This is a genomic window from Exiguobacterium sp. s161, assembly GCF_018619045.1.
Classification (GTDB): Bacteria; Bacillota; Bacilli; order Exiguobacteriales; family Exiguobacteriaceae; genus Exiguobacterium_A; species Exiguobacterium_A indicum.
Genome location: NZ_JACSNH010000003.1, coordinates 87,823 through 112,608, shown reverse-complemented (window position 1 = coordinate 112,608; position 24,786 = coordinate 87,823). Strand labels below are relative to the sequence as shown.

The 24,786-nt window shown below is 46.5% G+C and carries 24 protein-coding genes; 3 read left to right on the top strand and 21 right to left on the bottom strand.

The window, feature by feature from the left end:
* Positions 1-96: 96 nt before the first annotated feature.
* The 13 genes from KNQ14_RS10150 to KNQ14_RS10090 form a co-directional block, all read right to left on the bottom strand.
* A complete protein-coding gene (locus tag KNQ14_RS10150; RefSeq protein WP_058704798.1) occupies positions 97-825 on the bottom strand; it encodes a class I SAM-dependent DNA methyltransferase in 729 nt (242 codons plus the stop codon).
* Positions 825-1,172 carry a ribosome silencing factor gene (gene rsfS, locus KNQ14_RS10145; RefSeq protein ID WP_023467427.1) on the bottom strand — a complete coding sequence of 116 codons (348 nt, stop codon included), beginning with the start codon at positions 1,170-1,172 and terminating at the stop codon, positions 825-827. The genes KNQ14_RS10150 and rsfS overlap by 1 nt, the downstream gene beginning before the upstream one ends.
* Positions 1,169-1,744 carry a bis(5'-nucleosyl)-tetraphosphatase (symmetrical) YqeK gene (gene yqeK, locus KNQ14_RS10140; RefSeq protein ID WP_023467426.1) on the bottom strand — a complete coding sequence of 192 codons (576 nt, stop codon included), beginning with the start codon at positions 1,742-1,744 and terminating at the stop codon, positions 1,169-1,171. The genes rsfS and yqeK overlap by 4 nt, the downstream gene beginning before the upstream one ends.
* The gene (gene nadD / locus KNQ14_RS10135; protein ID WP_064300344.1) at positions 1,734-2,303 is read right to left on the bottom strand and encodes a nicotinate-nucleotide adenylyltransferase; all 570 of its coding nucleotides are present in this window, start codon (positions 2,301-2,303) and stop codon (positions 1,734-1,736) included. The genes yqeK and nadD overlap by 11 nt, the downstream gene beginning before the upstream one ends.
* Complete coding sequence (yhbY, locus tag KNQ14_RS10130; RefSeq protein WP_023467424.1) at positions 2,300-2,593, bottom strand: ribosome assembly RNA-binding protein YhbY; 294 nt, start codon at positions 2,591-2,593, stop codon at positions 2,300-2,302. Before yhbY ends, nadD begins: the two co-directional genes overlap by 4 nt.
* Positions 2,594-2,595: 2 nt before the next feature.
* Positions 2,596-3,384, bottom strand: coding sequence for a shikimate dehydrogenase (gene aroE / locus KNQ14_RS10125; protein ID WP_214857042.1), 789 nt, complete (start codon positions 3,382-3,384; stop codon positions 2,596-2,598).
* The gene (gene yqeH / locus KNQ14_RS10120) at positions 3,384-4,493 is read right to left on the bottom strand and encodes a ribosome biogenesis GTPase YqeH (protein WP_023467421.1); all 1,110 of its coding nucleotides are present in this window, start codon (positions 4,491-4,493) and stop codon (positions 3,384-3,386) included. The genes aroE and yqeH overlap by 1 nt, the downstream gene beginning before the upstream one ends.
* A 143-nt stretch (positions 4,494-4,636) precedes the next feature.
* Entirely contained in the window at positions 4,637-5,221 is a 585-nt protein-coding gene (locus tag KNQ14_RS10115) for a YqeG family HAD IIIA-type phosphatase (protein WP_023467420.1), read from the bottom strand.
* A gap of 136 nt (positions 5,222-5,357) precedes the next feature.
* Positions 5,358-6,707 carry an ArsB/NhaD family transporter gene (locus KNQ14_RS10110; RefSeq protein ID WP_214860941.1) on the bottom strand — a complete coding sequence of 450 codons (1,350 nt, stop codon included), beginning with the start codon at positions 6,705-6,707 and terminating at the stop codon, positions 5,358-5,360.
* Between the two features lie 50 nt (positions 6,708-6,757).
* Positions 6,758-7,537 (bottom strand): phosphatidylserine decarboxylase, encoded by a 780-nt coding sequence (locus KNQ14_RS10105; protein ID WP_214860939.1) that lies wholly within the window; start codon positions 7,535-7,537, stop codon positions 6,758-6,760.
* Entirely contained in the window at positions 7,530-8,018 is a 489-nt protein-coding gene (locus tag KNQ14_RS10100) for a thioredoxin family protein (protein ID WP_050677692.1), read from the bottom strand. Before KNQ14_RS10100 ends, KNQ14_RS10105 begins: the two co-directional genes overlap by 8 nt.
* Positions 8,019-8,031: 13 nt before the next feature.
* The gene (iadA, locus tag KNQ14_RS10095) at positions 8,032-9,165 is read right to left on the bottom strand and encodes a beta-aspartyl-peptidase (protein WP_214860937.1); all 1,134 of its coding nucleotides are present in this window, start codon (positions 9,163-9,165) and stop codon (positions 8,032-8,034) included.
* A gap of 63 nt (positions 9,166-9,228) precedes the next feature.
* Positions 9,229-9,423: a YjzD family protein gene (locus KNQ14_RS10090; protein WP_023467415.1), complete on the bottom strand. Its 195-nt coding sequence runs from the start codon at positions 9,421-9,423 to the stop codon at positions 9,229-9,231.
* Between the two features lie 198 nt (positions 9,424-9,621).
* On the opposite strand from KNQ14_RS10090, the gene KNQ14_RS10085 reads away from it, so the two are divergent.
* The gene (locus tag KNQ14_RS10085; protein ID WP_133207938.1) at positions 9,622-10,431 is read left to right on the top strand and encodes a Cof-type HAD-IIB family hydrolase; all 810 of its coding nucleotides are present in this window, start codon (positions 9,622-9,624) and stop codon (positions 10,429-10,431) included.
* 50 nt (positions 10,432-10,481) lie between these two features.
* On the opposite strand, the gene KNQ14_RS10080 is transcribed toward KNQ14_RS10085, so the two are convergent.
* The 7 genes from KNQ14_RS10080 to KNQ14_RS10050 form a co-directional block, all read right to left on the bottom strand.
* Positions 10,482-11,333, bottom strand: a complete 852-nt coding sequence (locus KNQ14_RS10080; protein ID WP_050677689.1) for a YitT family protein — start codon at positions 11,331-11,333, stop codon at positions 10,482-10,484.
* 187 nt (positions 11,334-11,520) lie between these two features.
* Positions 11,521-13,821: a glycoside hydrolase family 65 protein gene (locus tag KNQ14_RS10075; protein ID WP_214860935.1), complete on the bottom strand. Its 2,301-nt coding sequence runs from the start codon at positions 13,819-13,821 to the stop codon at positions 11,521-11,523.
* Between the two features lie 227 nt (positions 13,822-14,048).
* Positions 14,049-15,080 carry a LacI family DNA-binding transcriptional regulator gene (locus tag KNQ14_RS10070; RefSeq protein ID WP_035398727.1) on the bottom strand — a complete coding sequence of 344 codons (1,032 nt, stop codon included), beginning with the start codon at positions 15,078-15,080 and terminating at the stop codon, positions 14,049-14,051.
* 34 nt (positions 15,081-15,114) lie between these two features.
* Complete coding sequence (locus KNQ14_RS10065) at positions 15,115-16,638, bottom strand: alpha-amylase family glycosyl hydrolase (RefSeq protein WP_214860933.1); 1,524 nt, start codon at positions 16,636-16,638, stop codon at positions 15,115-15,117.
* Positions 16,639-16,660: 22 nt separating this feature from the next.
* Positions 16,661-17,494: a sugar ABC transporter permease gene (locus tag KNQ14_RS10060; RefSeq protein WP_023467409.1), complete on the bottom strand. Its 834-nt coding sequence runs from the start codon at positions 17,492-17,494 to the stop codon at positions 16,661-16,663.
* Position 17,495: 1 nt separating this feature from the next.
* Positions 17,496-18,851, bottom strand: coding sequence for a carbohydrate ABC transporter permease (locus tag KNQ14_RS10055; protein ID WP_050677685.1), 1,356 nt, complete (start codon positions 18,849-18,851; stop codon positions 17,496-17,498).
* A gap of 126 nt (positions 18,852-18,977) precedes the next feature.
* Positions 18,978-20,234: an extracellular solute-binding protein gene (locus KNQ14_RS10050; protein WP_174316741.1), complete on the bottom strand. Its 1,257-nt coding sequence runs from the start codon at positions 20,232-20,234 to the stop codon at positions 18,978-18,980.
* A gap of 455 nt (positions 20,235-20,689) precedes the next feature.
* Here KNQ14_RS10050 and KNQ14_RS10045 point away from each other — a divergent pair, with 455 nt between their 5' ends.
* Both KNQ14_RS10045 and KNQ14_RS10040 read left to right on the top strand, forming a co-directional pair.
* The gene (locus KNQ14_RS10045; protein WP_214860932.1) at positions 20,690-22,477 is read left to right on the top strand and encodes a glycoside hydrolase family 13 protein; all 1,788 of its coding nucleotides are present in this window, start codon (positions 20,690-20,692) and stop codon (positions 22,475-22,477) included.
* Positions 22,478-22,618: 141 nt separating this feature from the next.
* Complete coding sequence (locus KNQ14_RS10040; RefSeq protein ID WP_214860930.1) at positions 22,619-23,770, top strand: cation:proton antiporter; 1,152 nt, start codon at positions 22,619-22,621, stop codon at positions 23,768-23,770.
* Between the two features lie 58 nt (positions 23,771-23,828).
* Here KNQ14_RS10040 and KNQ14_RS10035 read toward each other — a convergent pair whose 3' ends face one another.
* Positions 23,829-24,602 (bottom strand): enoyl-CoA hydratase/isomerase family protein, encoded by a 774-nt coding sequence (locus KNQ14_RS10035; protein ID WP_214860928.1) that lies wholly within the window; start codon positions 24,600-24,602, stop codon positions 23,829-23,831.
* Between the last annotated feature and the right edge of the window lie 184 nt (positions 24,603-24,786).

Below are 24,786 nucleotides of genomic sequence, written 5' to 3'. Positions count from 1 at the left end.
GTTACTTTGAATTAGCATCTGTTTGACGAACAAAAAATCCGTCTTCTTCGAGCAACACGAACGTGTATCGCTTAAAGAAGACGGATGAGATCACTTTTACATTTTTTCAGCAACGAAGAAAATCCGCTCGGCTGTCTCAGAAGGAGCATCCGGTCCAAAATCGCCTGTGACCGCAAGAACCCGGAATCCGGCGTCGCGTAACCACGTCACGTACTGTGCTGGAGGATACGTCCGCTGATGATGCGTTTCATCGACACGCTCATAGCGACCGTCCTCTTCCTCGATGAAGAAAGTCAGTTCATGGACGACAGAAAGCGGTGCTTCACCAGGATCCGCGAACCAGATATATGAACTTTGCTCCGCATGTGTCGCATATGTCTTTCCATTGAACAATGTTTCCATCTTGTATGGAGAGTGTGTATCAAATAAGAGACGTCCACCCTCTTTGAGGATTGCTGCTACATGTGTAAACGTCTGTTTGACATCCTCTTCCGTCCGGAGATAGTTCAAGGAGTCGCATAGGATCGTCACGGCATCGACAGGTGTCGGCAATTCGATTTCGCGCATGTCTTGCGCCCAGAATTGAATGCGTAATCCCTCTTCCATCGCTTTTTCCTGCGCGACTTCGAGCATCTCTTCCGATAAATCAATCCCGAGCATCTCATAGTGTGCCGCTAATGCAAGCGTCGCCGTACCCGTTCCACATCCGATATCAGCAATCGTACTGCCAGTCGGAACGTATGCTTTGACCCAGTCGACCCATTGATCGTACGGGACGTCTTGCATCAATTCATCATAGATGTAGGCGAACTGTTCGTATGCCATTAGTTGACCTCGACTTCAACCTTTGGAGCATCTGCCCAGAGTTTTTCGAGATTATAGTAATCACGATCGTCACGGTGGAAGACGTGAACGACGACGTTTTCAAGATCTGCTAACACCCAACGTGCCGCATCGAATCCTTCGAGACGTTTGATCGGCAGGTTATGTTCGTGCGCGACTTCTTTGAGTTCACGTGCGATTGCCTGTACTTGTTTTTCTGAATTCCCTTCACAGATGACGAAGTAGTCGGCAACTGGTGAGATGCTCGACATATTCAGGACGACGATATCTTCAGCGCGTTTATCGTCGATGGCATTTACGATTAATTGTAATTCTTGTTCGACTGTCATAGGACGGTCCCCTTTCGTTTGGCCGCGACGAAGGCATTATACGTCTCAATCGTACGCGGAAAGATGATGGCTTGTTTTTTACATAAAAAATGAATCGTCTGACTGAGTGTTGCAATGACAGCGTCCGTCAAATCCTGCTCCGCTACTTCACGAAGCGCTTCGACACCTGGATAACTGCGATTTGGTTCAATCGCATCCGCGACGAAGATGATTTGATCGAGCAACGGCATACCGGGTGCCCCCGTCGTGTGATTTGCGATCGCTTGATAAATCACGTCTGAATCAAGACCAAGTTCTCGACGGACAAGCTCCGCACCTACTGGCGCATGAAGCAGTTCGTCATCATAATCGAGTAAAACCCGTTGATTCAATTCAACGGCAATCGAACGCATCTCATTCGTATCGCGGTATTTCGCATAATCATGAAGCATAGCAGCAAGTGTTGCTTCTTCTTCGTCAACACCATATTTAAGAGCTAAGTGTCGCGCTGTCTCGACGACACCTAATGTATGCACATAGCGTCGCTCAGGCAACGTACGCTCAATGATTTGACGTGCTTCTTCAAGGCGCATATAGATTCCACTCCTCAATCCGTTGTCGAACGGCTTCCGGTACAAGGTAGCGAATGCTCCGTCCACGCGCGACCCGTTGCCGGATATCCGTCGAAGAAATTTCTAGCAATGGCATATCGACCGCTTTCACACGGGCACCACGCGGAATCAGATACCGACTGCCTGGTCGAGCGACGGCACCAAAGACGACTTCCTCGTATAACTGTTCGGCTTGATACCACGTATCGAGACTCACGAGTGAATCTGCTCCAATGAGAAATAGAAACTCATGCTCCGGGTACCGGTGCTTGAGTGCACGAATCGTATCATACGTATAGGAAGGCTCTTCGCGCTCAAACTCGATTGCTGAGACGGAAAAAGCAGGATTCAATGCAATTGCTTCTTCTACAAGGCGTAAACGCTTGGTTGCGTCTGTGACTGTACGTTGTTTATGCGGTGGCACATTCGCTGGTACGAACCAGACCGCATCGAGTTCGAGTTGTTCCTGCGCTTGTTCGGCAATCAGGAGATGACCGATATGCGGAGGATCGAACGTTCCGCCCATCAGTCCGATTTTCATCGTGGCAATTCGAGCGTCTTATTCTCTTTTGATTCTTTATAGAGAACGATGACTTTTCCGATGACTTGAACGAGTTCAGCATTCGTTCCTGCGACGAGTTCTTGTGCGACATCCTTCGGTGCGTCCGCACAATTTTGCAATACTTGTACTTTCAAGAGTTCCCGTTTTTCGAGCGCATCCATCAAATCAGCACACATCGCTTCTCCAACTCCATTTTTACCGACTTGGAAAATCGGGTTTAAGTCGTGAGCTGTCGCGCGTAAAAAACGTTTTTGTTTACCTGTTAACATGATTAAAATTCCTCCAATTGCTTTCGTATCACCTGCTCGCCAAGTGCAAGGTCAGGTGCTTGTCCGGTGAAGCGTTCAAATGCTTCAGCCGCTTGTAAGACGAACATCGGGACGCCGTCAAGTGTGTCGAGACCTTTTTCGGTCGCTTCACGCAATAGACGGGTCGGCGTCGGTCGATAAATAATATCACAAATCAAGGCGTGCGTCTCCGTCAATTCGATCGGACGTGCCTCGATATGTGGCGCCATCCCGACAGAAGTCGTATTGATGATGACGTCGTAACTCGTTAAATCAAATGTTTTTTGCCATGGTAGAACGGTTGCTCCGAATTCATCGGCAACTGCCTTAGAGCGTTCTTCTGTACGATTCGTGATCGTCACATCTCCGGGCAACGCAGCAATGATGCCTCGCGCCGCACCGCCCGCACCAAGAACGAGCGTCTTTTGAAATGACGGACGACGTTCTGTCAACGCGCGGACGAATCCGATTCCATCTGTATTCGCACCAATCAACTGCCCATCCTGCCGATATACCGTATTCACGGCGCCTGCTTTTTGAGCTGCCGGCTCTAGCCGATCCAGATACGGAATGATTGCTGTTTTATGTGGAATCGTCACATTGATTCCGTCTAGCTGATGTGTGCGTAATTTCGTAATGATTTGCGGCAATTGCTGCTCCGTTACATCGATGAGGTCATAACAGCCGAAAAGCCCAGCCGCTTCCAGCCAAGCTGTATGCAGCTCAGGTGAAAGTGAATGGGCAATCGGATGACCGATGACGGCAAAGCGCATCAGACGAGCGCCTCACGTAAGGATACAGCGACACCTTTCGGGGCGTAAGCAGCGACACGTCCACCTTTTCCGTGAACCGCAACCCACCCGAGTCCACTGAAGACGATATCCGTCTTCATGTTGTCGCGGAGGCTGAATTCATGACGGACAAGCGGCGGTAGCATCTCACGCGTCTTTTCGTTTGGCGGAGACAACAGCTCACCGTTATGGTTCGCGTATAAATCGTCTGCCTTTTCAAGCTTCGTCCGGTGAACTTTCAATTCATTCGACATGTAGATGACGAATGAACGCTTGTTCCCTTCCATATAGTCCAATCGTGCAAGACCTCCGAAGAAGAGTGTCTGTTGCGGATGGATTTGGAAGACTTGTGGCTTGATCTCTTTTTTCGGTGTGATCAGCTTCAAGTCCTTTGCATCAACATAGTGAGCCATCTGATGATGATTGATGATCCCCGGTGTATCATACAGGTTACAGTTATCGTCGAGTGGAATGTCGATCAAGTCTAGTGTCGTTCCTGGGAAGTGACTGACCGTGATGACGGCTTCATCTTCTTCACCGAAGCGTTTGATGACTTGGTTGATCAGCGTCGATTTCCCGACGTTCGTACAACCAACGACATAGACGTCGCGGCCTTTTCGATAATAATCGATTTTTTCAGCGAGTTCATCGACTCCGTGCCCTTTTTTCGCACTGATCAGATGAACGTCGACTGGACGTAATCCAAGTTCTTTCGATGCTTGACGCATCCAGTTCATGAGACGGTTCGGGTTGAGTGACTTCGGTAATAAATCGGCTTTGTTCCCGACGAGTAAGACGTCGTTTTTACCGACGAACCGATGTAATCCCGGTAACCAGCTTCCATTAAAATCGAAGATATCAACGATTTTAACGACAAGTGCATCTTTTTGACCGATTCCGTCTAAGATTTTAACGAAATCATCGTCCGATAACGATACATCTTGAATTTGATTGTAGTGCTTTAATTTAAAGCAACGTTGGCAAATGACCATTTCACGATCAAGTGCAGATTTAGGTGCGTATCCTGGTGCTTTTGTGTCTTCCGTTTGAATGGCGACACCACAGCCAGCGCAGTGGATTTCTTCGATCATATTATGTTGAGCCGCATGCGGGAACGATATCCCTTCTCTTTTCACCGTAGCGCCCTGCTCGCTACTCCAAGAGCGTAACTTCCGACCTCTCGCCGTACATGTTGCGACTGCTGCCTTCCCTTTCATCTACCGATCTGACAGGGTTATTGTTGCTTATCCTGACGAAGTGTTTCGATCGGATGCTCCAGTGCAGAAGGATCTTCCTTGACGCGTTGTGTCAATTTATAGATTCCTTTGCGTTTCATCCGGCGGAAAATGACACGTTCCATCAGGCGATTGAATTTCGTGACGACACCGTCCGTCTTAACGACAGGTTGAACGTGGATGACTTCGATTCCAACGGAGTTTGCACCGAGTACATCCGTAAAGAGTTGGTCTCCTAAGAAGACAACTTCCTTCGCATGATAACCGAATTCCGTCAATGCTCGTTTAAACCCGATAGGAAGCGGTTTTCGAGCAGGCGCAATATAATGCAATCCGAGTGGATCCGCGAACTTCTTGACGCGGTCTCCGTTATTGTTCGATACGATGATGACGTCGAAACCATATTGATTATTCACCATATCCAGCCAAGCAACCAATTCGTCTGGAGCATCTGCGATATTCCATGCGACGAGCGTATTATCAAGATCGGTCAAAATCGCTTTGACACCGTTTCGTTTGAGCATTTCAAGGTCGATATCGTAGATCGAAGCCACGAAATGTTTCGGATAAAGTCGTTTGAACAAGAATAAAACCTCCAGATAATGGTCTAGCTCTATAGTTAAGTTTAAGAAACAGTTATGCTCTTATCGTTCGATTATAGCACAATCAGGTAGTAAGAGCGACGCACAAAAGAAAACGGAAGGTCCACCTTCCGTTTTCTTAATAATATCGAATCCACAGATAGAGTTGCGATAGAATCAACGTTACGATCGTGATCGGTGCTCCATAAATCAAAAAGCGCATATAGGTAAATTTTTCACCTTGTCGTGTCGCGAGACCCGCGACGATGACGTTCGCCGATGCACCGATCAATGTTCCGTTACCACCGAGACAGGCACCGAGTGCGAGGGACCACCATAACACGTCCACTTTCGCATCTGCTGATGATAATCCAATTCCAGCAGCTACATCATTGATGAGTGGAATCATCGTCGCGACGAACGGGATGTTATCAATCGTCGCACTGGCGATACCAGACAACCAAAGAACAGCAGTCGCTGTCGTCTGAATATCGCCACCTGTCAAATCAATCGTCTTTTCAGCGAGGTAGCGGATGATGCCCGCTTCTTGGATCCCGCCGACGAGCACGAACAGTCCGGCGAAGAAGAAGATCGTCGTCCATTCGACGCGGGCAAAAATCCCTTCGAGCTGATGATCATTTTCAATCGTCAGCAACATCAGAACCGTCGCTCCAAGAATCGCGATCGCTGGTGCTTCGAGATGGAGTCCGATCCGGTCAAGCAGCGGATGTAACACGAACAACGCAATCGTACTGACGAGAACGATACTACTTCGCGTGACCAATTTTCGACTAACGATATAGCTCTTCTCATCGATTTCCATCAGTTTTTGTCGATCTTCCGCTTCGACATGCAACTGCTTCCGGAAGATGAAATACAGGATGCCGATCGTCACGACCGTGATGACGAGGATGATCGGTGCAAGATTCACTAAAAAGGCATTGAACGTCAAATGTGGATTTGCGGCACCAATCATGATATTCGGTGGATCCCCAATCAAGGTCGCCGTCCCACCGATATTCGCAAATAGGACTTCTGCGAGCAAGAATGGAAACGGCGCGATTTTAAGTATCTTCGTAATCGAAAACGTGATCGGAACGATCAATAGAACCGTCGTGACGTTATCAAGGAATGCAGATCCAAGTGCCGTCAATGCGGACAGTAGAATCAGTACCTTGATCGGATCACCTTTCGTCGTCTTCGCAGCGCGGATTGCGATGTATTCGAACAATCCAGATTGGTTGGCAATCGTGACGAGAATCATCATGCCAATCAATAAGACGATCGTTCCCCATTCAATATATTCAAACAATGCGGTTTCAAGATCCACAATACCGATGATGACCATCGTGAGCGCTCCAAGCAAGGCGACGATCGCCCGACTTACTTTTTCACTGATGATGAAGCCATAGGTCACTAAAAAAATGATGAGTGCGATATACGTTTGGACCTGTGTACTTCCGATTTCTGCTAATGCCAGTGCCGGCATGATTCATTCCTCCTAAACGTAAGGAGACGCCCAAAACGGGCGTCTCGCTTTCATGAATGCCATTGTCCGAGGCGTTGCCCCATTAAAACTGGTCCGATTGCTTGACTGTCTAACGTCAATGCGTCCTTCGGACAAATCAGGACGACCGTCGAACCGAATGAGAAGTATCCGAACTCATCCCCGCGACGAAGCTCCTTCGACTCGTTCGTCCGAACGATCGAGTTGACATTTAACGCACCGACCATGACATGTTCAAGTGCATGTTTCCCTTGGACGATGCGCGTCACACGACGGTAGTTCCGCGTCAATGGACGAAGCGCATGTGTGAGACCAATCTCATTTACCGGTGCTGAATCGCGACCGAGCGTATAGCTCGTCCGGACTGTTCCATCCATCGGCACATGAACACGATGGTAGTTTTGCGGACTTAAGTAAAAGATCATCACACGTCCCCCGACATATTGTTGTGCTTCATGATGGGAACCGAGTAACTCAGATACCGTATACGATTGTCCTTTGACAGTAAAGCGGCTATCAGCCGTCAAATCGTCAACGACGGATAGCACACCGTCACACGGACTGACGAATGCGCCTTCTGCTTGATCGATCGGTCGCATTTCTGGTTTGACATGGCGAACGAAGACGTCATGTAAACTCGAATACTCCTCGAGGCTCCGAGTCGCTTCTGCCATATTTAAATCGTATGCCTGAACGAACGGACGGATGAACGGACGACTGATACGGCTCATCGCAAAACGTTTTAGTTGTTTGGCAACAAGCGGGTGTCCATTTAATTCGAACACACGAGAGTAAAACCATTTTTTAATCATTGAGATCACCAGATGATTCTTCTTTTGAGTCCTTTACGTCTTTTCCAGCGAAGAACTCTTTATAGCTGTCTTCCGTTTGCTCTCCTGCTACGCGTCCGACTTCCTTACCGTCTTTAAAGTGAACGACAGTCGGTGTACCCTCGATGCCAAACGTATCCCAAGCCGACTGTTCGACAGCAAGATCGATCTGTTCGAATGGAATGTCTTGTTTTTCACCAAGCGGGACGAGATATGGTTTTACTTTTTCACAGTGGGAACAACCCGTTTGATAGAAATACGTATAGAATTCATCACCGGATTTTACTTTATCTGCGACTTGTGTAGCCGTTAGATTGCCGTTCTTCGATGCAGAATCTTCTCGATCCGTGAAGACAAGAAGTAATCCTCCCACCAATACGATCAAGGCGATGACTCCCGCTGTAATCCAATTCGCCTTGGATTGCGGTTTTTTCGTGTTTTTACGTTTCGACTTCTTTGACACGTCTATCCCTCCGTCATTCTGGTATTAGCCATTTTTTCTGAATCATTATAGCATGACCATTCGCAAGAATCGTATCGATTTGCAAAGCGTCATCAATCAGTAACAGATCCGCTCGTTCTCCGACCGCGATTCGCCCGCCCGGTATACCATATGCATCCGCGACATGTCGCGTGATCGTCGCGATTGCCTGATCAAAAGCAACACCATGCTCCACTGCATCGCGAACGGCTTGCATCAGAGAAGTAGGCTTTCCTGTATCAATCCGCACTAAGCGACCTGCATCATCAAACGCCGGAAGACTTGCGCCAGCGTCGCTCGACATCGTGATCTGCTCGGGTGGGATTCCCGCTGCTAAAGCACGAGCAACAGCCTGTCCTGCTGGAATCTCGCCTTCCGCAATGAAAGTTTCCGTCGTACACGTCGTAAAATCGATTCGACCTCCCCGTTTCGCCCAGGCGAGTCCCGCTTCAAAGATCCGTTCACTCCGGTTGATATGCGTCGGAAGGAATTGTCCGATAGGGAGGTCCGTCGTATCAATCACCTCATGTAACAGATCGAGCCCTTGTTTCCCGTCTCCGATATGGACGTTCATCGTTCCCGACACTCTTTTGACCATGCCGGCAATTCGGGCTTCTGACGCTAATCGCGCGAGTTCATGAGCCGTCGGTTGTGTCGATCGGTGATCGTTGATGGCAATCTCTCCGATGCCGATCACTTCATTGATGAGGACGATATCATGTCCTGTCGATTGCGTCAGGAAGACCGGCGGAACCATATAACTTCCGCTTAATAGAAAGGGACGGATACCAGATGCAGCATATCCCCGTATGTGTGCCAGTAGGTCAATTCCTGTTCGTGTCCAACCATCCGTTCCGAGTAATCCAACGACCGTCGTGACACCGCCTTCGAATATGTCACGAACAGTCAACGGTGCCGTTCGCGTGGCAAATCCGCCTTCTCCTCCTCCACCGATCGGATGTAAGTGTCCGTCGATGAATCCGGGGACTAGCCGTTTGTTGCGACCATCAATCCGGTGCGTGATCAGTGCTTCATCTATGGTGTAGGAACCGATTCCAATGATCTGATTCCCTGCGATGTAGACATTTTGCGGCATCTGTTGCCACAGAACCTGTTCGATGACGATCATCGATCATTCCTCCTTAAGACAAAAAGCGAGCCTATCGCCCATGTGACGACATCTCGCTTTTCCTTATTCTGCCTTAGTCCCTTGACCAAGACCTAAATCTTCATTGACGGCATCGAGTGCGAAGACGACAAGTGAAGTAACGACAGACATAGCTGTCGCGAATCCGAAGCTATACGTTACTGCATCAACTGCCGATACGATGAACACAGCCGTGTTCACGAGTAAGAATGACCAAAAGAATGTAACGAGAAAACGCATGATTTCCCCTCCGTTTCCATAACGTACTATAGAGTTATCCTACGATTTGTAGTATACCATTTTTTAATCCAAGCAACAGCTTTTCTCTAATTTTTTCAAGCGCTTTCTTTTCCTTGAAAAACTTAATTGTTTCATACGAAGGACAATCGCTTCATATGCTACAGTAGAATTAACGAAAAGAAAGCGGAGGATTTCATCATGACCCGTCACTTAATCGCTGTCGATCTCGACGGCACCCTTTTAAAAGATGATAAGACAATCAGCGCTGCGAACATCGCTGCGCTCCAGCGTGCGCGTGCGAATGGTCACGAAGTCGTCATAGCAACTGGACGACCATTTCGTCACGCTCGAAAATATTACGAACAGCTCGGTTTAACGACACCGATCGTTAACTTTAACGGTGGTCTCGTCCATCATCCACAAGACATCCACTTTGAAGTTCAGCATCATCCGATTCCATTAAAAACTGTTCAACATATTTTAGAATCTGTCGCTGAGACAAAAACACAAAACATCGTCTGCGAAGTCACGGATCATGTCTATTTTCAATATGACCCGGTTGGCATTTACGAATTCTATACCGACCACGCCTTATCCGTCACGACCGGAGATTTACGAAAGGTGCTTATGCATGAACCAACATCTCTTTTGATTCATGCCAAAGGAGAACACGTCGATGAGATCCGCTCCGAACTATCTGGTATCCATGCCGAGACAGTACTCAATCGTCAATGGGTAAAGCCTGAATTCATGGTCGAAGTGATGCGTAAAGGTACAAGCAAAGCGGTCGGTCTTGCCCATATCGCCGACCACCTTGGAATTGATTCGCGACAGATCGTTGCGTTTGGCGATGAAGAAAACGATTTAGAGATGATCGAGTATGCTGGACACGGTGTCGCGATGGGTAATGCCATCCCCGCGCTGAAGCATCTGGCAAACGGCACGACGAAGCGAAATGAGGATGACGGGATCGCGTATTACTTGCGACACGTCCTCGGGCTCGCATGAAAACAGATAAAAGGCACTTGCTGCAAATCGCAGAGCAAGTGCCTTTTTCATTATCCTTTTCGGAAGTATCCGACGACCGAGTCTGTCGCGACGACGTTGATGAAGACCGTCTCGTCCGCTTCCCGGCAAATCCGTTCAATGTCCCGTAATTCATGACGCTCAATGACCATCATCAACGTCGCTTTTTCAGCTCGAGAATACGTACCGATCGAAGGAATTTGCGTGATTCCTCGAATGATGTGCTGATGCAAAGCAGTCGTGATGTCATCCGCATGATTCGTGACGATGAAAATCGTTAGACGCTGATTGCTCGTATGAATCTCATCGACGACCTTAGACGTCACGTAGATGAAGACGATCGTATACAAAGCAGTCGACCAACCGAACAACGCTCCTGCTAATAATGCGATCAAGAAATTCAAGACGAACAGATACAAGCCGACACTGCGATCGGAGAAACGAGCGAAGATTAAGGCAACGATATCGAAACCACCCGTCGAAGCACCGAACTTAATCGTGATACCGGTACCGATCGCAAGCAAGACCCCTCCAAACACTGCATTCAGTGTTTGATCACCTGGTATGACAGCATATTGAGGAATAAGACCAATGAAAATCGTCGTTGCCAAAACTGAAATCAAGGTGATGATTGTAAAGCTCCGACCTAACATGATCCATGCGAGCACAATCAGAGGTATGTTCAACGCCAAGAACCAGACGTTTTCACCAAACGCAAATGCTGTATTTTGAAGGACTTGCGTCAAGATTTGGGCAAGTCCTGTAAATCCAGTCGAATATACACCACTTGGAATCAAAAACCAGTTCATGGCAACGGCGATGACGAATCCCCCAATCGAAGCCACGATCACTTTTAACATACTTTCCTTTACTACTGATGTCACACGCCGTTCTCCTCTCATTCATAACTATCTTGAAACACTTTAGCACATTCAAATGTCGCCGGATAGTCAAGATTTCCAAAGATTGATGTTCTTTTTCATGATGGCGTTTTCATTTGTGACAAAGGTGTCCTGATTCTTGTTACACACAAAAAAAGAACCGACTAAAAAATCGGTTCTTTTTAATCTCTTATACTGTCATCGAAGCAGGAACTGTAATCTGTCCTCCCGCCGGAACTTCTACAGTTGTTCCATGAACGTTTAAGCTGAATGCTTCGCCTTCTGTTTGAGCGATTTCGATGGCATTTGGCTGTACATGGACATGGATATGATGACCGCGCCATTGCATCCGGAATGTATAGCTCGTCCAGCCTTTTGGCAACATCGGCTTAAAGGATAACGTATCGTTTGCCACCCGTAATCCAGCGAACCCGTGGACGATCGACATCCATGATCCAACCATCGACGTGATGTGTAATCCGTCTTCCGTATCATTGTTGTAGTTATCGAGGTCAAGTCGTGCTGAGCGTTGGTACAGTTCGACCGCTTTTTCCTCATAACCGACTTCCGCCGCAATGATTGAGTAGATACATGGTGATAATGACGATTCATGAACCGTGCGTGGTTCATAGAAATCGAAGTTCGCTTTTTTCTCTTCTACACTGAATCGATCCGTCAAGAAGTAAAGACCTTGTAAGACATCTGCTTGTTTAATGAAGACAGAGCGAAGGATCCGGTCCCATGACCAATTCTGGTTTAGCGGAAGATGTTTTGGATCGAGGTCAGCGACCAAGATTTGTTCCTTATCCATGAAGCCATCCTGTTGCATGAAGATTCCTGGTGCTGCCTCATCTTTCGGATAATACATCTTCGCGTCGATATCTGCCCACTTTGCCAGCTCCTCATCCGTCAACGCTAATTGATGCATGAGTTCTTGCAGACGTTCTGGTTCTTCTTGTGCCAAATGACGGTGGACGGTCTGCGTATATTCGAGACACCATGCCGCAATCAGATTCGTATACCAGTTATTGTTGACGTTGTTCTCATATTCATTCGGTCCCGTCACGCCAAGAATCATATAGACATCCTTGTGCGGCACGTAATTGACACGGCTTGCCCAGTAGCGGGAAATCTCGACTAACACTTCAAATCCGTATTGTCCGAGGTACGACGTGTCTCCCGTGTAGTTCGTGTAATTATAAATCGCATGCGCGATTGCACCGTTCCGGTGAATTTCTTCATGTGTGATTTCCCACTCGTTGTGGCACTCTTCTCCGTTCATCGTTACCATCGGATAAAGTGCACCCTTCATTCCGACATTCTTATCCGCATTTTCTTTCGCTTGCGGTAATTGATTGTGACGATACTTGAGTAAATTCCAAGCAACTTCCGGTTTCGACGTCGCAAGGTAGAAGTTTAAGCAATACGCTTCTGTATCCCAATACGTCGCACCACCATACTTCTCGCCCGTGAATCCTTTTGGTCCGATATTCAGGCGTGAATCTTCACCTGTGTAGGTCTGGAACATATGGAAGATGTTGAAACGAATCCCTTGCTGTGCCTCGACATCTCCTTCAATTTTCACGTCCGCTTCTTCCCAGTGGTGCAACCAAGCTGCTTCATGTGTCGCAAGCAATGGTTCAAAGCCTGATTCGAATGCGACGTGAACACGTTTCATCGCTTGCTCCAGTAGCGCATCGATTTCATGGTCGCGATTCGTTACGAGTGCGACGAATTTTTCGACTGTGACACCCTCACCTACTGCGGCTTGTTTCGTGAAACGATTCGCGACGTACTGCGTATTGCCATCGACGACCTCACACCGCGCGCCTTCGACATCCGTGATCATCGCTGCCGTCACATGCCAATCGAGCTTTTTCGTTTTTGATGTGACATAACCGAACCGTTCTTCAATTCCGTGTTCGACAGGAAGCCAGAACTTCTCGTCATAGTTCGAGTCTTCATTTTCAACATCTGCATCGAGATACGATTCAATGACGATTTCTGCTTCAAAATTGACAGGTGTCACCGTATATTGCAAGGCAGCGATTTCTTTATCAACGATCGAGAAGAAACGCTTGGATTCGACTTTCGTTTCCTCTACCCCATTCTTCAATAGCATCGTCCGTGTCAACACACCGTGTTGCATATCAAGTTCGCGTTTGAAGTCGATGACTTCCCACGTGTTCAAATCAACAGCTTTTCCGTTGACGGATACTTTCAATCCCATGATATTGACAGCATTGAGTACTTTCGCAAAGTACTCTGGATAACCGTTTTTCCACCAGCCGACACGTGTCTTATCCGGATAGTAAACACCTGCGACATACATGCCTTGATGCGTGTCCCCTGTGTACTCTTCTTCAAACGTCCCGCGCATTCCCATATGACCGTTTCCGATCGATGTCATCGATTCTGCCAATCGATTATCTTCTGGATGAAAACCAAGCTCTGTAATTTTCCACTCATTGACCTCAAAAAGTCGTTTCATCGTCAAGTCGCTCCTTTTTATGCTACGCATGTCGGTCACCCTGATCATGTAAGCGTTTCATCTATACTATACATTCTTTATTGTACACATAAAAAGCATCAATGCAATCGTTTGCACGAAAATAAATTTCTTTTTCTGCAACCGCTTCCTTTTACTAGAAATCGATATCCATTTGAATCAAAAAAAGTCTATTTTCAAACCAATCGGCTTAAAAATAGACTATCATTTCATGCTTCAGATTTTCCGCCACAAGACTGACGAACGACGAGATAATGCGGAACGATGACGCGTTTCCCATAAGGTGTCGCATCTTCATTGATTTGTTCAATCAAACAATTCGTCGCTTCAAAACCAAGTCCAAAAATATTGATTTCAACAGAAGTCAACGGTGGGCTTGAGAATTCTGCGATGAACAAGTTATTGAAACTGACGACGGCCATTTGATCCGGCACACCAATCCCCATCTCATTCAGTGTACTCATGACACCAAGTGCCATCATATCGTCACTAACGACGACAGCCGTCGGCGGATGTTCAAGTGACATCAGTCGCTTGACTGCCTCGGCTCCTCCTGTCGTCATGAATGGTGCACTGACGATGTAGGATTCTTGAATCGGAATGCCCTCTTCCATGAGAGCCGTCTTGTAGCCACCGACACGCTCTTGCGTCACAGCTAAGTCCTGTGCGCCTCCTACAAATGCGATACACTCATGCCCAAGTTGATGCAAGTACTTCGTCACTTCGCGACCGGCTAGATAATTATCCGTATCGACATACGTGACATGTGATGAATCACTGAATGGTTTTCCGACGACGACGAACGGAAACTTCGAGTCTTGCAGAAATTGAACGACTTTGTCATCCGTACGGGAATACAGTACGACGACACCATCGACCCGACGGCCCTGAACCATCGAGACGACACCTTCATATACTTCTTCTTCCGAGACACCTGTCGTCATATATAACGAATATCCATTTTGATGCGCTTTTGTACTGATTCCTCGAATGACCTCCGAAAAGAACGGGTTTTGTAGTGTTTTCGTTGCAGCACTTGGCATGACGAGACCGATCGCCTGTGTCGTTCGATTCGCTAGACTGCGTGCATGAACGTTCGGATAATATCCGAGCTCATCCATCGCCTGCCGCACCCGTTCCTTCGTCTTTTGACTGATGCGTGAACTATTCGCAATGACGCGTGATACCGTCGAGGGTGCGACATTCGCTTCCCGTGCTACATCCTTGATTGTTACCTGCATCCCCTTCACCTCACATTTCCCCTAGTTAAGTATTTTATTTTGTTTGACGTTGCATGCGTTTACGGTGAACGAGAAGAAGTATGAGCGCTAAAATAGGAGCAATCGCACCAATTGCGATGATCGACCACCAGTTGACTTGTGACTTTTCGATGACATAGCTGTTCGCACTATTTGCATCAATCGTGATCTCATAGGCGTCACCATCTTGACGCACCAAGTCTGAGAATAAAAGTCCTCTTAGACGCTGATCATCACCGATTTCTTTCGCAGACACGCGTAAGCTCGTCTTTTTTTCTCCAAGATTAATCGCGTAAACGACTTGTTGTTGTTTCGTCTCCCGTGAGTAGACTGCCATATGATCGGTTTTTGCGATCAAGCGTTGCTTCCCTGTTGCAAACGCTGGGTAGTCCTGACGCATCTCGTTCAACGTTTTTACGTACTGTTGCATCTTCTTGTTTTGATCAAATGTCATCATCATCCGGTTTCCAGGATCCTCGCCACCTGGCATCGCTACCTCTGTTCCTTGGTAGACGATCGGCATCCCCGGAGCAGCATAGAGTGCGAACAACGCTAATCGAAGCTGCCGCTCCTCTTCGTCTGCTCCACCAATCTTTGCTTCCGTGATGAAGCGTTTGACATCATGATTATCAATGAAGGTTGCAAGTCCCTTGGCATTCGGATTAAACGTAGTATCTCGATTATAAACTGAATCGAGCTCTTCCGCGGAACCATTTTTGCGAGCAAACTGATCCTTGACTCCATAATAAAACGGGAAGTTCGTCACGGAATCAAAACCTAATTTCGAATAGGATGCGATTTTTCGCGGATCTCCATCGAACACTTCAGCCAGTAAGAATAAGTTTGGATGCTTTTCCTTTACTGCAGGAATGAATGTTTTCCAAAATGCGGCTGGCACATGGCGAACCGTATCGAGCCGGTATCCGTCTATACCCGTTTCATCGACCCAGTAGTTCGCAACATCAATTAAGTAATTCACAACTTCAGGATTTTCCGTATTGAAGTCCGGTAAATCGAACAGCCAGTTATTCTCGACTTCCGACGGGTTATTCCAATTCATGATCGGTTGATTTTTATGAAACCACTCCGGTTTTTCTTTCACCATTGGATGATTCGGTCCTAAATGATTGACGACAAGATCAAGGACGACCTTGATATCCCGTTTATGCGCTTCTTTGACGAGACGTTTAAACTCTTCCTTTGTTCCGAAGTGCGGATCAATCTCGTAATAATCATCCGTCCAGTATCCATGATAACCATTCGGACGGTTCTTAAAGATCGGCGTCAACCAAATCGAAGTGAATCCCTTTTCCTTGATGTAATCGAGACGTTTCGTCACGCCTGCTAAATCGCCACCTTGGAACGCTTTTGGATTCTCAGGATCCGCCTCTCGGTCATTACTCGGATCGCCATTCTCGAACCGGTCCACCATGATGAAATACATTCGTTCTTTTTCCCAACCTGCTGCTTCACCCGTCATCGGTTGAAGCCCGATAGACAAGAGAAGCGGCAAGAGGAGAAGCATTATGCCTCGTCTCATGCCGCTGATTTCCCCCTTATGATTATCCTTTTGTTCCACCTGCTGTCAATCCAGACACGAAGAAGCGCTGGAATGCGAAGAAGAGAAGAACGATTGGAACTGCTGATAATACGGCACCTGCCGCAAATAACGTGAAGTTATTGTCGAACTGCTCCGACACCATGTTGTACAACCCGACCGCAAGTGTCTGTTTCTCAGGAGAACGCAGGACGAGCGATGCTAAAATGAAGTCGTTGAATGGTGCCATGAAGTTGAACAACGCGATGACGGCGACCATCGGTTTTGCGAGCGGTAAGATGATTTGCCAGAAGATTCGTAAGTGACCGGCACCATCCATCCGCGCCGCCTCATCGAGTTCTTTTGGAATCGTATCGAAATATCCTTTTGCAAGATACGTATTCATTGGAATCGCTCCACCCGAGTAGAGTAGGATAAGCGCCAGATGCGTATCAAATAATTCTAACATATTAAGCAAGACATAAATCGCAATAATGGCAACGAATTGCGGTACCATCTGCAACACGAGGAACAAGATCAGTGAATTTTTCCGACCGACGAAGCGATAGCGTGAAAAAATGTATCCTGTTAACGTGATTAGAGCGACGGAGACGACCATCGTGATGACGGCAATCTTGATTGTGTTTAAATACCACATGCCATAATCCGTTTTTGATGGATCGAACAAATCGAAGTAGTGAATCAAAGTCGGATTACTTGGGAAGATATCCGATGTAATACTTTTCCCTGGGTTGAGTGAAGTACCAACAACCCAAAGGAGTGGATAGACGATAATGATGGAGGCGACCGTCAAAATGAGATATGACAACGCCATGTTGATTCGGTTTTGTTTTCTCATATTAGATCATATCCTCATCTTTGAATGATTTTGAACGCTTGAACTGAATGACGGCAATCGTCATGATGAAGAACGACAACACAAGCGTGATCGCTGCTGCGAATCCATACTGAGGGTTCGCGCCAAGCGACAATTTGTAAATCCACGAAATCAAGATATCCGTTCCACCAGCCGATTGACCCGGCACTGCCGGTCCACCGTTGTTGAAGAGATAGATGATATTGAAGTTATTGAAGTTGAACGTATACTGCGTGATCAAGATCGGTGCTGTTGCGAAAAGAATCATCGGCAATGTGATCAAGCGGAATTTTTCGCCTGAAGTGGCACCATCAATGGTCGCAGCTTCATAGAGATCCTCCGGAATCGACTGCAAGATTCCCGTCGTCAGTGTCATGATGTATGGGAAACCTAACCACCACTGAATCCCGATCAAAGCAAGCTTCGTATACGTCGGATCCGTCATCCAGTCGACACCGTCAGTAAGACCGATCGCTGGTAACAATGTCGTATTGAAGACACCGAATGTCTCATTGAACATCGAGCGGAAGATCAAAATCGTGATGAAGGCTGGTACTGCCCATGACAGGATCAAGATGGAACGGAAGAACCGTTTTCCTTTGAGTCCTTTTTGGTTCAGCAAGACAGCCAGTCCAATACCGATCGCGATGACACCTGTCGTCGAAGCGACGGTCCAGACAAGCGTCCAACCAAGAACGCTGACGAATGTATCGCGGAAAATATCAACCGTAAAGATATTCAAGAAGTTTTGAATCCCGATCCAGTCGACCAGCTTTGCTGGAGGCGAGTTGTTGAACTTATAGTTCGTAAAAGCAATTAAGAAAGTAAAGATCAACGGTAAGACGACTGTGAACACTAAAAGTACTAACGAAGGAATCAACATCGCATACGGGAATCCATTATCGCGGAAGTTCCGTAGTTGCATCTTCAAGGAAGGTACTTCGAGGTTCATGTCGCGCAACTTACCGATTCGATACGCATCGATAAAGTTCCAGACGTAAATGGCGATACCAAAGACAAGTAAAATCAAGGCAATGATGCCCTCGACCATTAGAAAGATCGAGTGATCCCCCCTTACGCCTGGTACCTCACCGAGTGTAATCAAGCCCCAGATCGCTCCGCGATCGCCAGGACCATTTCCGGCTCCTTTGAAGAACAGTTCAAAGTTGACGAGAAAATATGATAGTACGACGACAAAAAATGTCGCGCCTTTAAGGAATTGTTTATTGTATAGTTGTCCTACTCCTGGAATGATCGACATCAGCGCCGCAATCGTGCGGTGGTTCGTCTTTTTTTCAGGCGTTGGATTCGTCGGGTGTGGTGTTGCAATCGCAGCCATCGTCCGTTCTCCTTTCCAAAGGTCATGTCTGACCTCAGGCTTCTCTTCCAACCATAAAGATGAGGGGGAATCCAAGATCCCCCTCTCTTTATCTCTTTGTCATGGATTCACGCGTTCCACTTACGCTTATTGATTGTTTGCTTCGATTTGTTGCTTGATTTGTTTGACAGCATCATCAGCTGATTTTTGTGCGTCTTGTTTGTTTGTTGCAACAAGCTGGAGTGCTGCTGCCATTGGTTCCCAAACTTGACCCATCTCAGCGATGTTCGGCATTGGCACACCGTTTTGTGATTGTGCGAAGACTGCTGCTGCGACTTCGTTATCCTTGATTGCTGCATCTTCTTGAAGCGCAGTGACTGGTGGGATCTCATTGTATTTTTCGAACATTGCTTTCGCGTTCTCTTCACCAGTGAGTGATGCCAAGAACTTCTCAGCCCACTCTGCATTTTCCGAGTATGCTGAAATCGCGTATGTTTTTACACCAACGAATGTTTTAATCGGCTCACCGTTTGGAAGTTTCGGAAGAGCTGAAGCTCCGAGGTTGATGCCTTTTTCTTTATAGCTCGCAACTGCCCATGGACCGTTCATGACAGCAACAGCTTTTTTATCGCCGAAGAGTTGGTCAAGTGCTTGACCACCGCCACCACCGATAAGACCTTTCGGGAAGAGACCTTCTTTGTACCACTTGCCGATGTAATCCATACCTTCGACAGCACCTTTGTTGTTCAAGCCGATATCTGCTGGATCCAATTTGCCACCGTTGTCTTTGAAGACATATCCGCCGTAGCCACCAATTGGACCGTGTGCGAAGTAGAAGTTATCCCAAAGCGCGAGGAATCCGTATTTGCCGTCTTTCTTTTGCTCTGTTGAGATCTTGTACAGATCGTCCATTGAAGCTGGTGCTTCTTTTAATTCATCTTTATTGAAAAGGAGGATTGGTGTTTCAACTGCTTTCGGATATCCGTAGACTTTACCGTCAAACGTTACTGCTGATTTCGCTGTATCGATGAATGGCTCAAGTGCTTTTTCGCCATCCTTGAGCTCTGCGATCAAGCCTTGGTCAACGACTGTACCGATTTGGTCGTGTGGAAGAAGCATGATATCCGGTCCTTTACCTGCTGGTCCGTCAAGTGCTACTTTCTTCTGCTGATCTGTCATCTTAACTTCTTTGACTTCGACTTTTACGCCTTCTTTTTCTTCGAACGCTTTAGCTGCTGCTTTAGTCGTTTCAGCTTTTTCAGTGTCTTCCCAGATGACGATCTTGCTTGGTTTTTTACTACCTGAATCTGAAGATGATGATTCAGAGTCTGATCCACCGCCACATGCTGCAAGTGCACCGATTGCCATGACAGATACAGAGAGACCTGCTACGAATTTTTTCATTTCCATGATTGAAATTTCCTCCCCAAGTTAACTTATGAATGATAAGTTTTAATGCACAACGTTTGCATAAAGGCACAACCATTTTCTCATGATAACAACCGAGTGGTTGTAAGCGTTTTATGAAAACGTTTGCATCACCTTTACATTTTTATTATACAATCTAAAATCCTTTTGACAAGTCCTTTTATTCAATTATTTTCTTACATTTCAAAAACTTTTTATTTTTGATTTCATTATTTGAATCAAATGCTAGATAGAATAAGTGCATAAAAAGAAAACGTTTTCATTTTTATTTTTTGCACAACGTGATGCAAACGATTGCATCATACTCTCGACTTTTATCAGGAATCCTTGATTTCACGGGATTGGAATTGACTTTAAGAAAGCGCTTTACTATTCTTAGGTCGAAGACATAATCAATATGATGCAAGCGATTGCGTTAAGGAGTGACTGCCATGTTCAAAGAAGCTGTGTTTCACCGTGCGATGTCTCCGTTCGTCTATAAATATGATGAGCGAACAATTCACATCCGTTTACAAACGAAAAAAAATGACGTTGATCGCGTCGATTTGATATGGGGCGATCCATACGATTGGCATACTGAAAATCCGGATGCTGCCGATTGGAACTTCGATCCCTCAAAATCAAACTACTGGAATACATTTGAAACACCGATGAAGCGAAGTGGATCAGATGAGTTATACGATTATTGGTTCATCGATGTCGTACCTCCCTTCCGTCGTCTACGATATGGTTTCCGTCTCCATGACGGTTCAACGAGTCATGTATTCACGGAACGTGGATGGTTCGACGAAAAACCGCTCGATGATACTGGCTACTATTTCTGCGTTCCTTTTCTTAATGCAGTCGACGTATTCACTGCACCAGATTGGGTCCAGGATACGGTTTGGTATCAAATCTTCCCAGATCGCTTCGCAAATGGCGATACGACGAATGATCCAGCTGGTACACTCCCATGGAATAGTACAGCACCGACGACGACGAATCTTTTCGGTGGAGATTTCCAAGGGGTCATCGATCACATCGATTATCTCGTTGAACTTGGTATCACTGGTATTTACTTCTGCCCTATCTTCTTGGCGAAATCGAATCATAAATATGACACAATCGATTACTTAGAAATTGATCCACAGTTCGGTACGAAAGAGAAATTCAAGGAAATGGTCGATTTGTTACACGCACATGGCATTCGTATCATGCTAGATGCCGTTTTCAATCATGCCGGCTTCCACCACAAAGCATTCGCTGATATTCGTGAACATGGTAGTCGTTCCACCTATAAAGAATGGTTCCATCTGCGCGATTTCCCACTCGTGACCGAGCCGCTACCGAACTACGATACATTTGCTTTTGTACCTGAGATGCCAAAATTCAATACCGAGAACGATGAAGTAAAATCATACTTACTCCATGTCGCCCGCTACTGGGTCGAAGAATTCGGAATCGATGGCTGGCGACTCGACGTCGCCAACGAGGTCGATCACGCATTTTGGCGTGATTTCCGTCAAGTCGTCAAGGAAGTCAACCCTGACACGTATATCCTTGGTGAAATTTGGCATGACTCACAGGAATGGTTGCTCGGTGACCAGTTTGACGCCGTCATGAACTATCCATTTACGAATGCCGCTTTGAACTTCTTTGCCTTAGATAAGACTAAAGCAAGCTCGTATGCGAACGATATGTCGCATGTGTTGTTCTCAAACACGATGAATGTCAATGAAGTGACCTTCAATCTAATCGGATCACACGATACACCGCGTGCGTTGACACGTGCTGGGAATAACAAACAGAAGCTTCGTCTTCTCTTGTTATCGATGTTGACGTTCTCGGGTAGTCCCGTCATCTATTATGGTGATGAGATCGGTCTCGATGGCGATCAAGATCCAGGCTGCCGAAAATGTATGCCGTGGGATCCAGAGGAGCAGGATCAGGAGTTATTCGCCTATACACGACACTTGCTACAGCTTCGAAAGCAACATAAGACGCTTGCGAACAAAGGACATATCACTTTCGTTCACGCGAATGATGAGACGAATACAATCATCATGCGTCGCATGAGCCCGGAAGGATTATATTATATCTACTTCAACAATTCAGATGCTCCCGTTTCGTTGACCGCTCCACAAGCTGGTCGGGGGCTTGATTTAATGACGAACACGCACCAGCAGACGCTTGATGTCTCTCTCCCTGCGTATTCTGGAACGATCGTTCAAGTCTTATAACCATTTAAAAGCCTGTACACTCACCTTCTGAAAAAGAAGTTTTGTGTCCAGGCTTTTTTCTGTATCCGTTCTCCAGGAGAGAAACGAGTTAATGAATGCTAGCGAATTAGGGTATAGGGTACAGAAAGGAGGACATCCTCCATGGAAATTTTCTTTTACGCCGGTCTCATCCTCATCGGCTTATTTACGATCAGTTATTTGAGTGAACGATTCCATGTTCCGAGTATTCTGGCCTTCATCTTGATCGGAATCGTCCTTGGATTTTATTACGACCCTCCCGAAGAGCTGAAACTCGGAGGAGAAGCGGGTATCATCGTCCTGTTCTTTTTACTCGGTCTAAAATTTTCAGTGGCGGACTTGCTGATTCAGCTCCGTTCCATTTGGAAAGCAGGAGTCATCGATATTCTACTTTCGTTTGGTGGGACTATCCTGTTGACCCTATCGTTTGGCTTTTCAGTCGCCGAATCGTTTTTGATTGGCTGTGTCTTGTATGCGACGAGTTCTTCGATTTCTGCTCGGCTGCTCGATCGGGAACCGGATAAACATCAGGATGTGAATCGCTTCGTACTGTCCTTACTCGTCTTCGAAGATTTGATGGCACCAATCCTACTGACGACGGCACCGTTCGTTTTAGGGACTGAGACGTTCTCGGTTGCCAAAATCAGCATCATCTTTCTCGGGTTCGCCTTCTTCTTCATTGCTCTGATGATCATGACGTTGTTTATCCGAAGACGTGGACGGTTAGTCGACTCCCTCTATCGACATCCCGATGCTGGGATCGGGATCATCGGCTTGATCTTATTGTTTTCCGGTATCGGAATCTTATTTGGTCTTTCCGAAGTACTTGGTGCCTTCATCATCGGTATTCTGTTAACCGAACTGGATGAGACGCGTTATCTTAGACGGCTAGTCACTCCGTTCCAAGACTTATTATTACCATTGTTCTTTATCACGTTCGGAATGTCATTCGAGTTGACTGACGGATTACCGATTGATCTATTTTTCTTCGCTCTTGTCATTTGGGGAGTCGTCTCTAAATTCTTAGTCGGTTACCTCGGCGGAAGGTCCTTTGGTTTATCGAATTATCATGCGATCGAATCTGGCTTTTGTCTGGGTCCACGTGGTGAATTTTCGATACTTTTCATCACGCTCGCTAGTGGTGCATTCATTACGTTGACCGGGATATACATTTTTGTTTCTGCTTTTCTTGGAATTCTATTATTCCGCATCTCTACGGGATTGACGAACCGTACACATGCGACCGCCCGAAAAATCAAAAAGAAATTAAATTAAAAAAGACGTCGGCGCATCGTGCGTTTCCGACGTCTTTCTTCTATATATCTTCTTCGATTCATCGTCCGACAAAAACAGGGCGTTTTTTTTCGATGAAGGATTCAACAGCATGACGATGGTCTTCCGTTTTTCCAGCACGTGACTGATAGATGATTTCTTGAGCAAGCATTTCCTCCAAGTTATTTTCATAACTCGCTGCTTGCAGCTGCTTGATGTACCCGATTACTTTTGTCGGACGATCCGCCAGCTGACGAGCAAAAGCTGTGACCTCTTCTACATAATTCTCTAATGGGATACTTCGTGTCGCAAGATTGAGCGAAACGGCTTCGTCTGCTGAAATCGTATCACCGAGTAACGCAAGCTCCGTTGCTTTTGCTGCACCGATTAGTCGAGGCAAGAAGTACGGAGCACCCGCATCTGGAACAAGACCGATATTGATGAATCCGAGCGACAATTTCGCTTCAGCGTGGACGAGCCGGAAATCGCAGGCCAGCGTCAATGATAAACCGGCACCTGCCGCTACACCATTGATGGCAGCGATCGTCGGTTTTTTTGATTTAGCAATCGCCCGAACGACAGGATGATAATACTGCTGGAGATATTCACCATGATCGAGCTCAGGCGAGACGGTTTTCAAATCTTGTCCTGCACAAAAACCGCGTCCTTCACCAGTCAAGACGATGACACGTACTTCTTCGTCTTGATTCGCTTCTTCTAAGGCGTCTGCCAGCTCTTCTAACAAATTCGACGTTAATGCATTCAGTTGTTTGGGTCGAGCTAGCGTTAGCGTTGCGATTTGATCCTTGACGACATAATGCATTTCTCGTTTCATCAGATTCCCCTACCTTTAAAAAATGAATGATTGTTCATTATGATGTATTCGTGATATTTTATGAAAATCCTTTTAAATCTCTTTTTTTTCGATGAAAGACAAAAAACCCTCTTTCATTATGAAAATCGAAGGCGTATAGTTTCAAAAAGATAAAGAAACACTATTCGTTTTATGAAACAAAGGG

Coding starts and splice junctions, on each gene's coding strand:
- KNQ14_RS10150 (WP_058704798.1), bottom strand. CDS start 825: ATGGCATACGAACAGTTCGCCTACATCTATGATGAATTGATGCAAGAC.
- rsfS (WP_023467427.1), bottom strand. CDS start 1,172: ATGACAGTCGAACAAGAATTACAATTAATCGTAAATGCCATCGACGAT.
- yqeK (WP_023467426.1), bottom strand. CDS start 1,744: ATGCGCCTTGAAGAAGCACGTCAAATCATTGAGCGTACGTTGCCTGAG.
- nadD (WP_064300344.1), bottom strand. CDS start 2,303: ATGAAAATCGGACTGATGGGCGGAACGTTCGATCCTCCGCATATCGGT.
- yhbY (WP_023467424.1), bottom strand. CDS start 2,593: ATGTTAACAGGTAAACAAAAACGTTTTTTACGCGCGACAGCTCACGAC.
- aroE (WP_214857042.1), bottom strand. CDS start 3,384: ATGCGCTTTGCCGTCATCGGTCATCCGATTGCCCATTCACTTTCACCT.
- yqeH (WP_023467421.1), bottom strand. CDS start 4,493: ATGATCGAAGAAATCCACTGCGCTGGCTGTGGTGTCGCCATTCAAACG.
- KNQ14_RS10110 (WP_214860941.1), bottom strand. CDS start 6,707: ATGCCGGCACTGGCATTAGCAGAAATCGGAAGTACACAGGTCCAAACG.
- KNQ14_RS10105 (WP_214860939.1), bottom strand. CDS start 7,537: ATGATTAAAAAATGGTTTTACTCTCGTGTGTTCGAATTAAATGGACAC.
- iadA (WP_214860937.1), bottom strand. CDS start 9,165: ATGATCGTCATCGAACAGGTTCTGTGGCAACAGATGCCGCAAAATGTC.
- KNQ14_RS10090 (WP_023467415.1), bottom strand. CDS start 9,423: ATGCGTTTTCTCGTTACATTCTTTTGGTCATTCTTACTCGTGAACACG.
- KNQ14_RS10085 (WP_133207938.1), top strand. CDS start 9,622: ATGACCCGTCACTTAATCGCTGTCGATCTCGACGGCACCCTTTTAAAA.
- KNQ14_RS10075 (WP_214860935.1), bottom strand. CDS start 13,821: ATGAAACGACTTTTTGAGGTCAATGAGTGGAAAATTACAGAGCTTGGT.
- KNQ14_RS10070 (WP_035398727.1), bottom strand. CDS start 15,080: ATGCAGGTAACAATCAAGGATGTAGCACGGGAAGCGAATGTCGCACCC.
- KNQ14_RS10065 (WP_214860933.1), bottom strand. CDS start 16,638: ATGAGACGAGGCATAATGCTTCTCCTCTTGCCGCTTCTCTTGTCTATC.
- KNQ14_RS10060 (WP_023467409.1), bottom strand. CDS start 17,494: ATGAGAAAACAAAACCGAATCAACATGGCGTTGTCATATCTCATTTTG.
- KNQ14_RS10055 (WP_050677685.1), bottom strand. CDS start 18,851: ATGGCTGCGATTGCAACACCACACCCGACGAATCCAACGCCTGAAAAA.
- KNQ14_RS10050 (WP_174316741.1), bottom strand. CDS start 20,234: ATGAAAAAATTCGTAGCAGGTCTCTCTGTATCTGTCATGGCAATCGGT.
- KNQ14_RS10045 (WP_214860932.1), top strand. CDS start 20,690: ATGTTCAAAGAAGCTGTGTTTCACCGTGCGATGTCTCCGTTCGTCTAT.
- KNQ14_RS10040 (WP_214860930.1), top strand. CDS start 22,619: ATGGAAATTTTCTTTTACGCCGGTCTCATCCTCATCGGCTTATTTACG.
- KNQ14_RS10035 (WP_214860928.1), bottom strand. CDS start 24,602: ATGAAACGAGAAATGCATTATGTCGTCAAGGATCAAATCGCAACGCTA.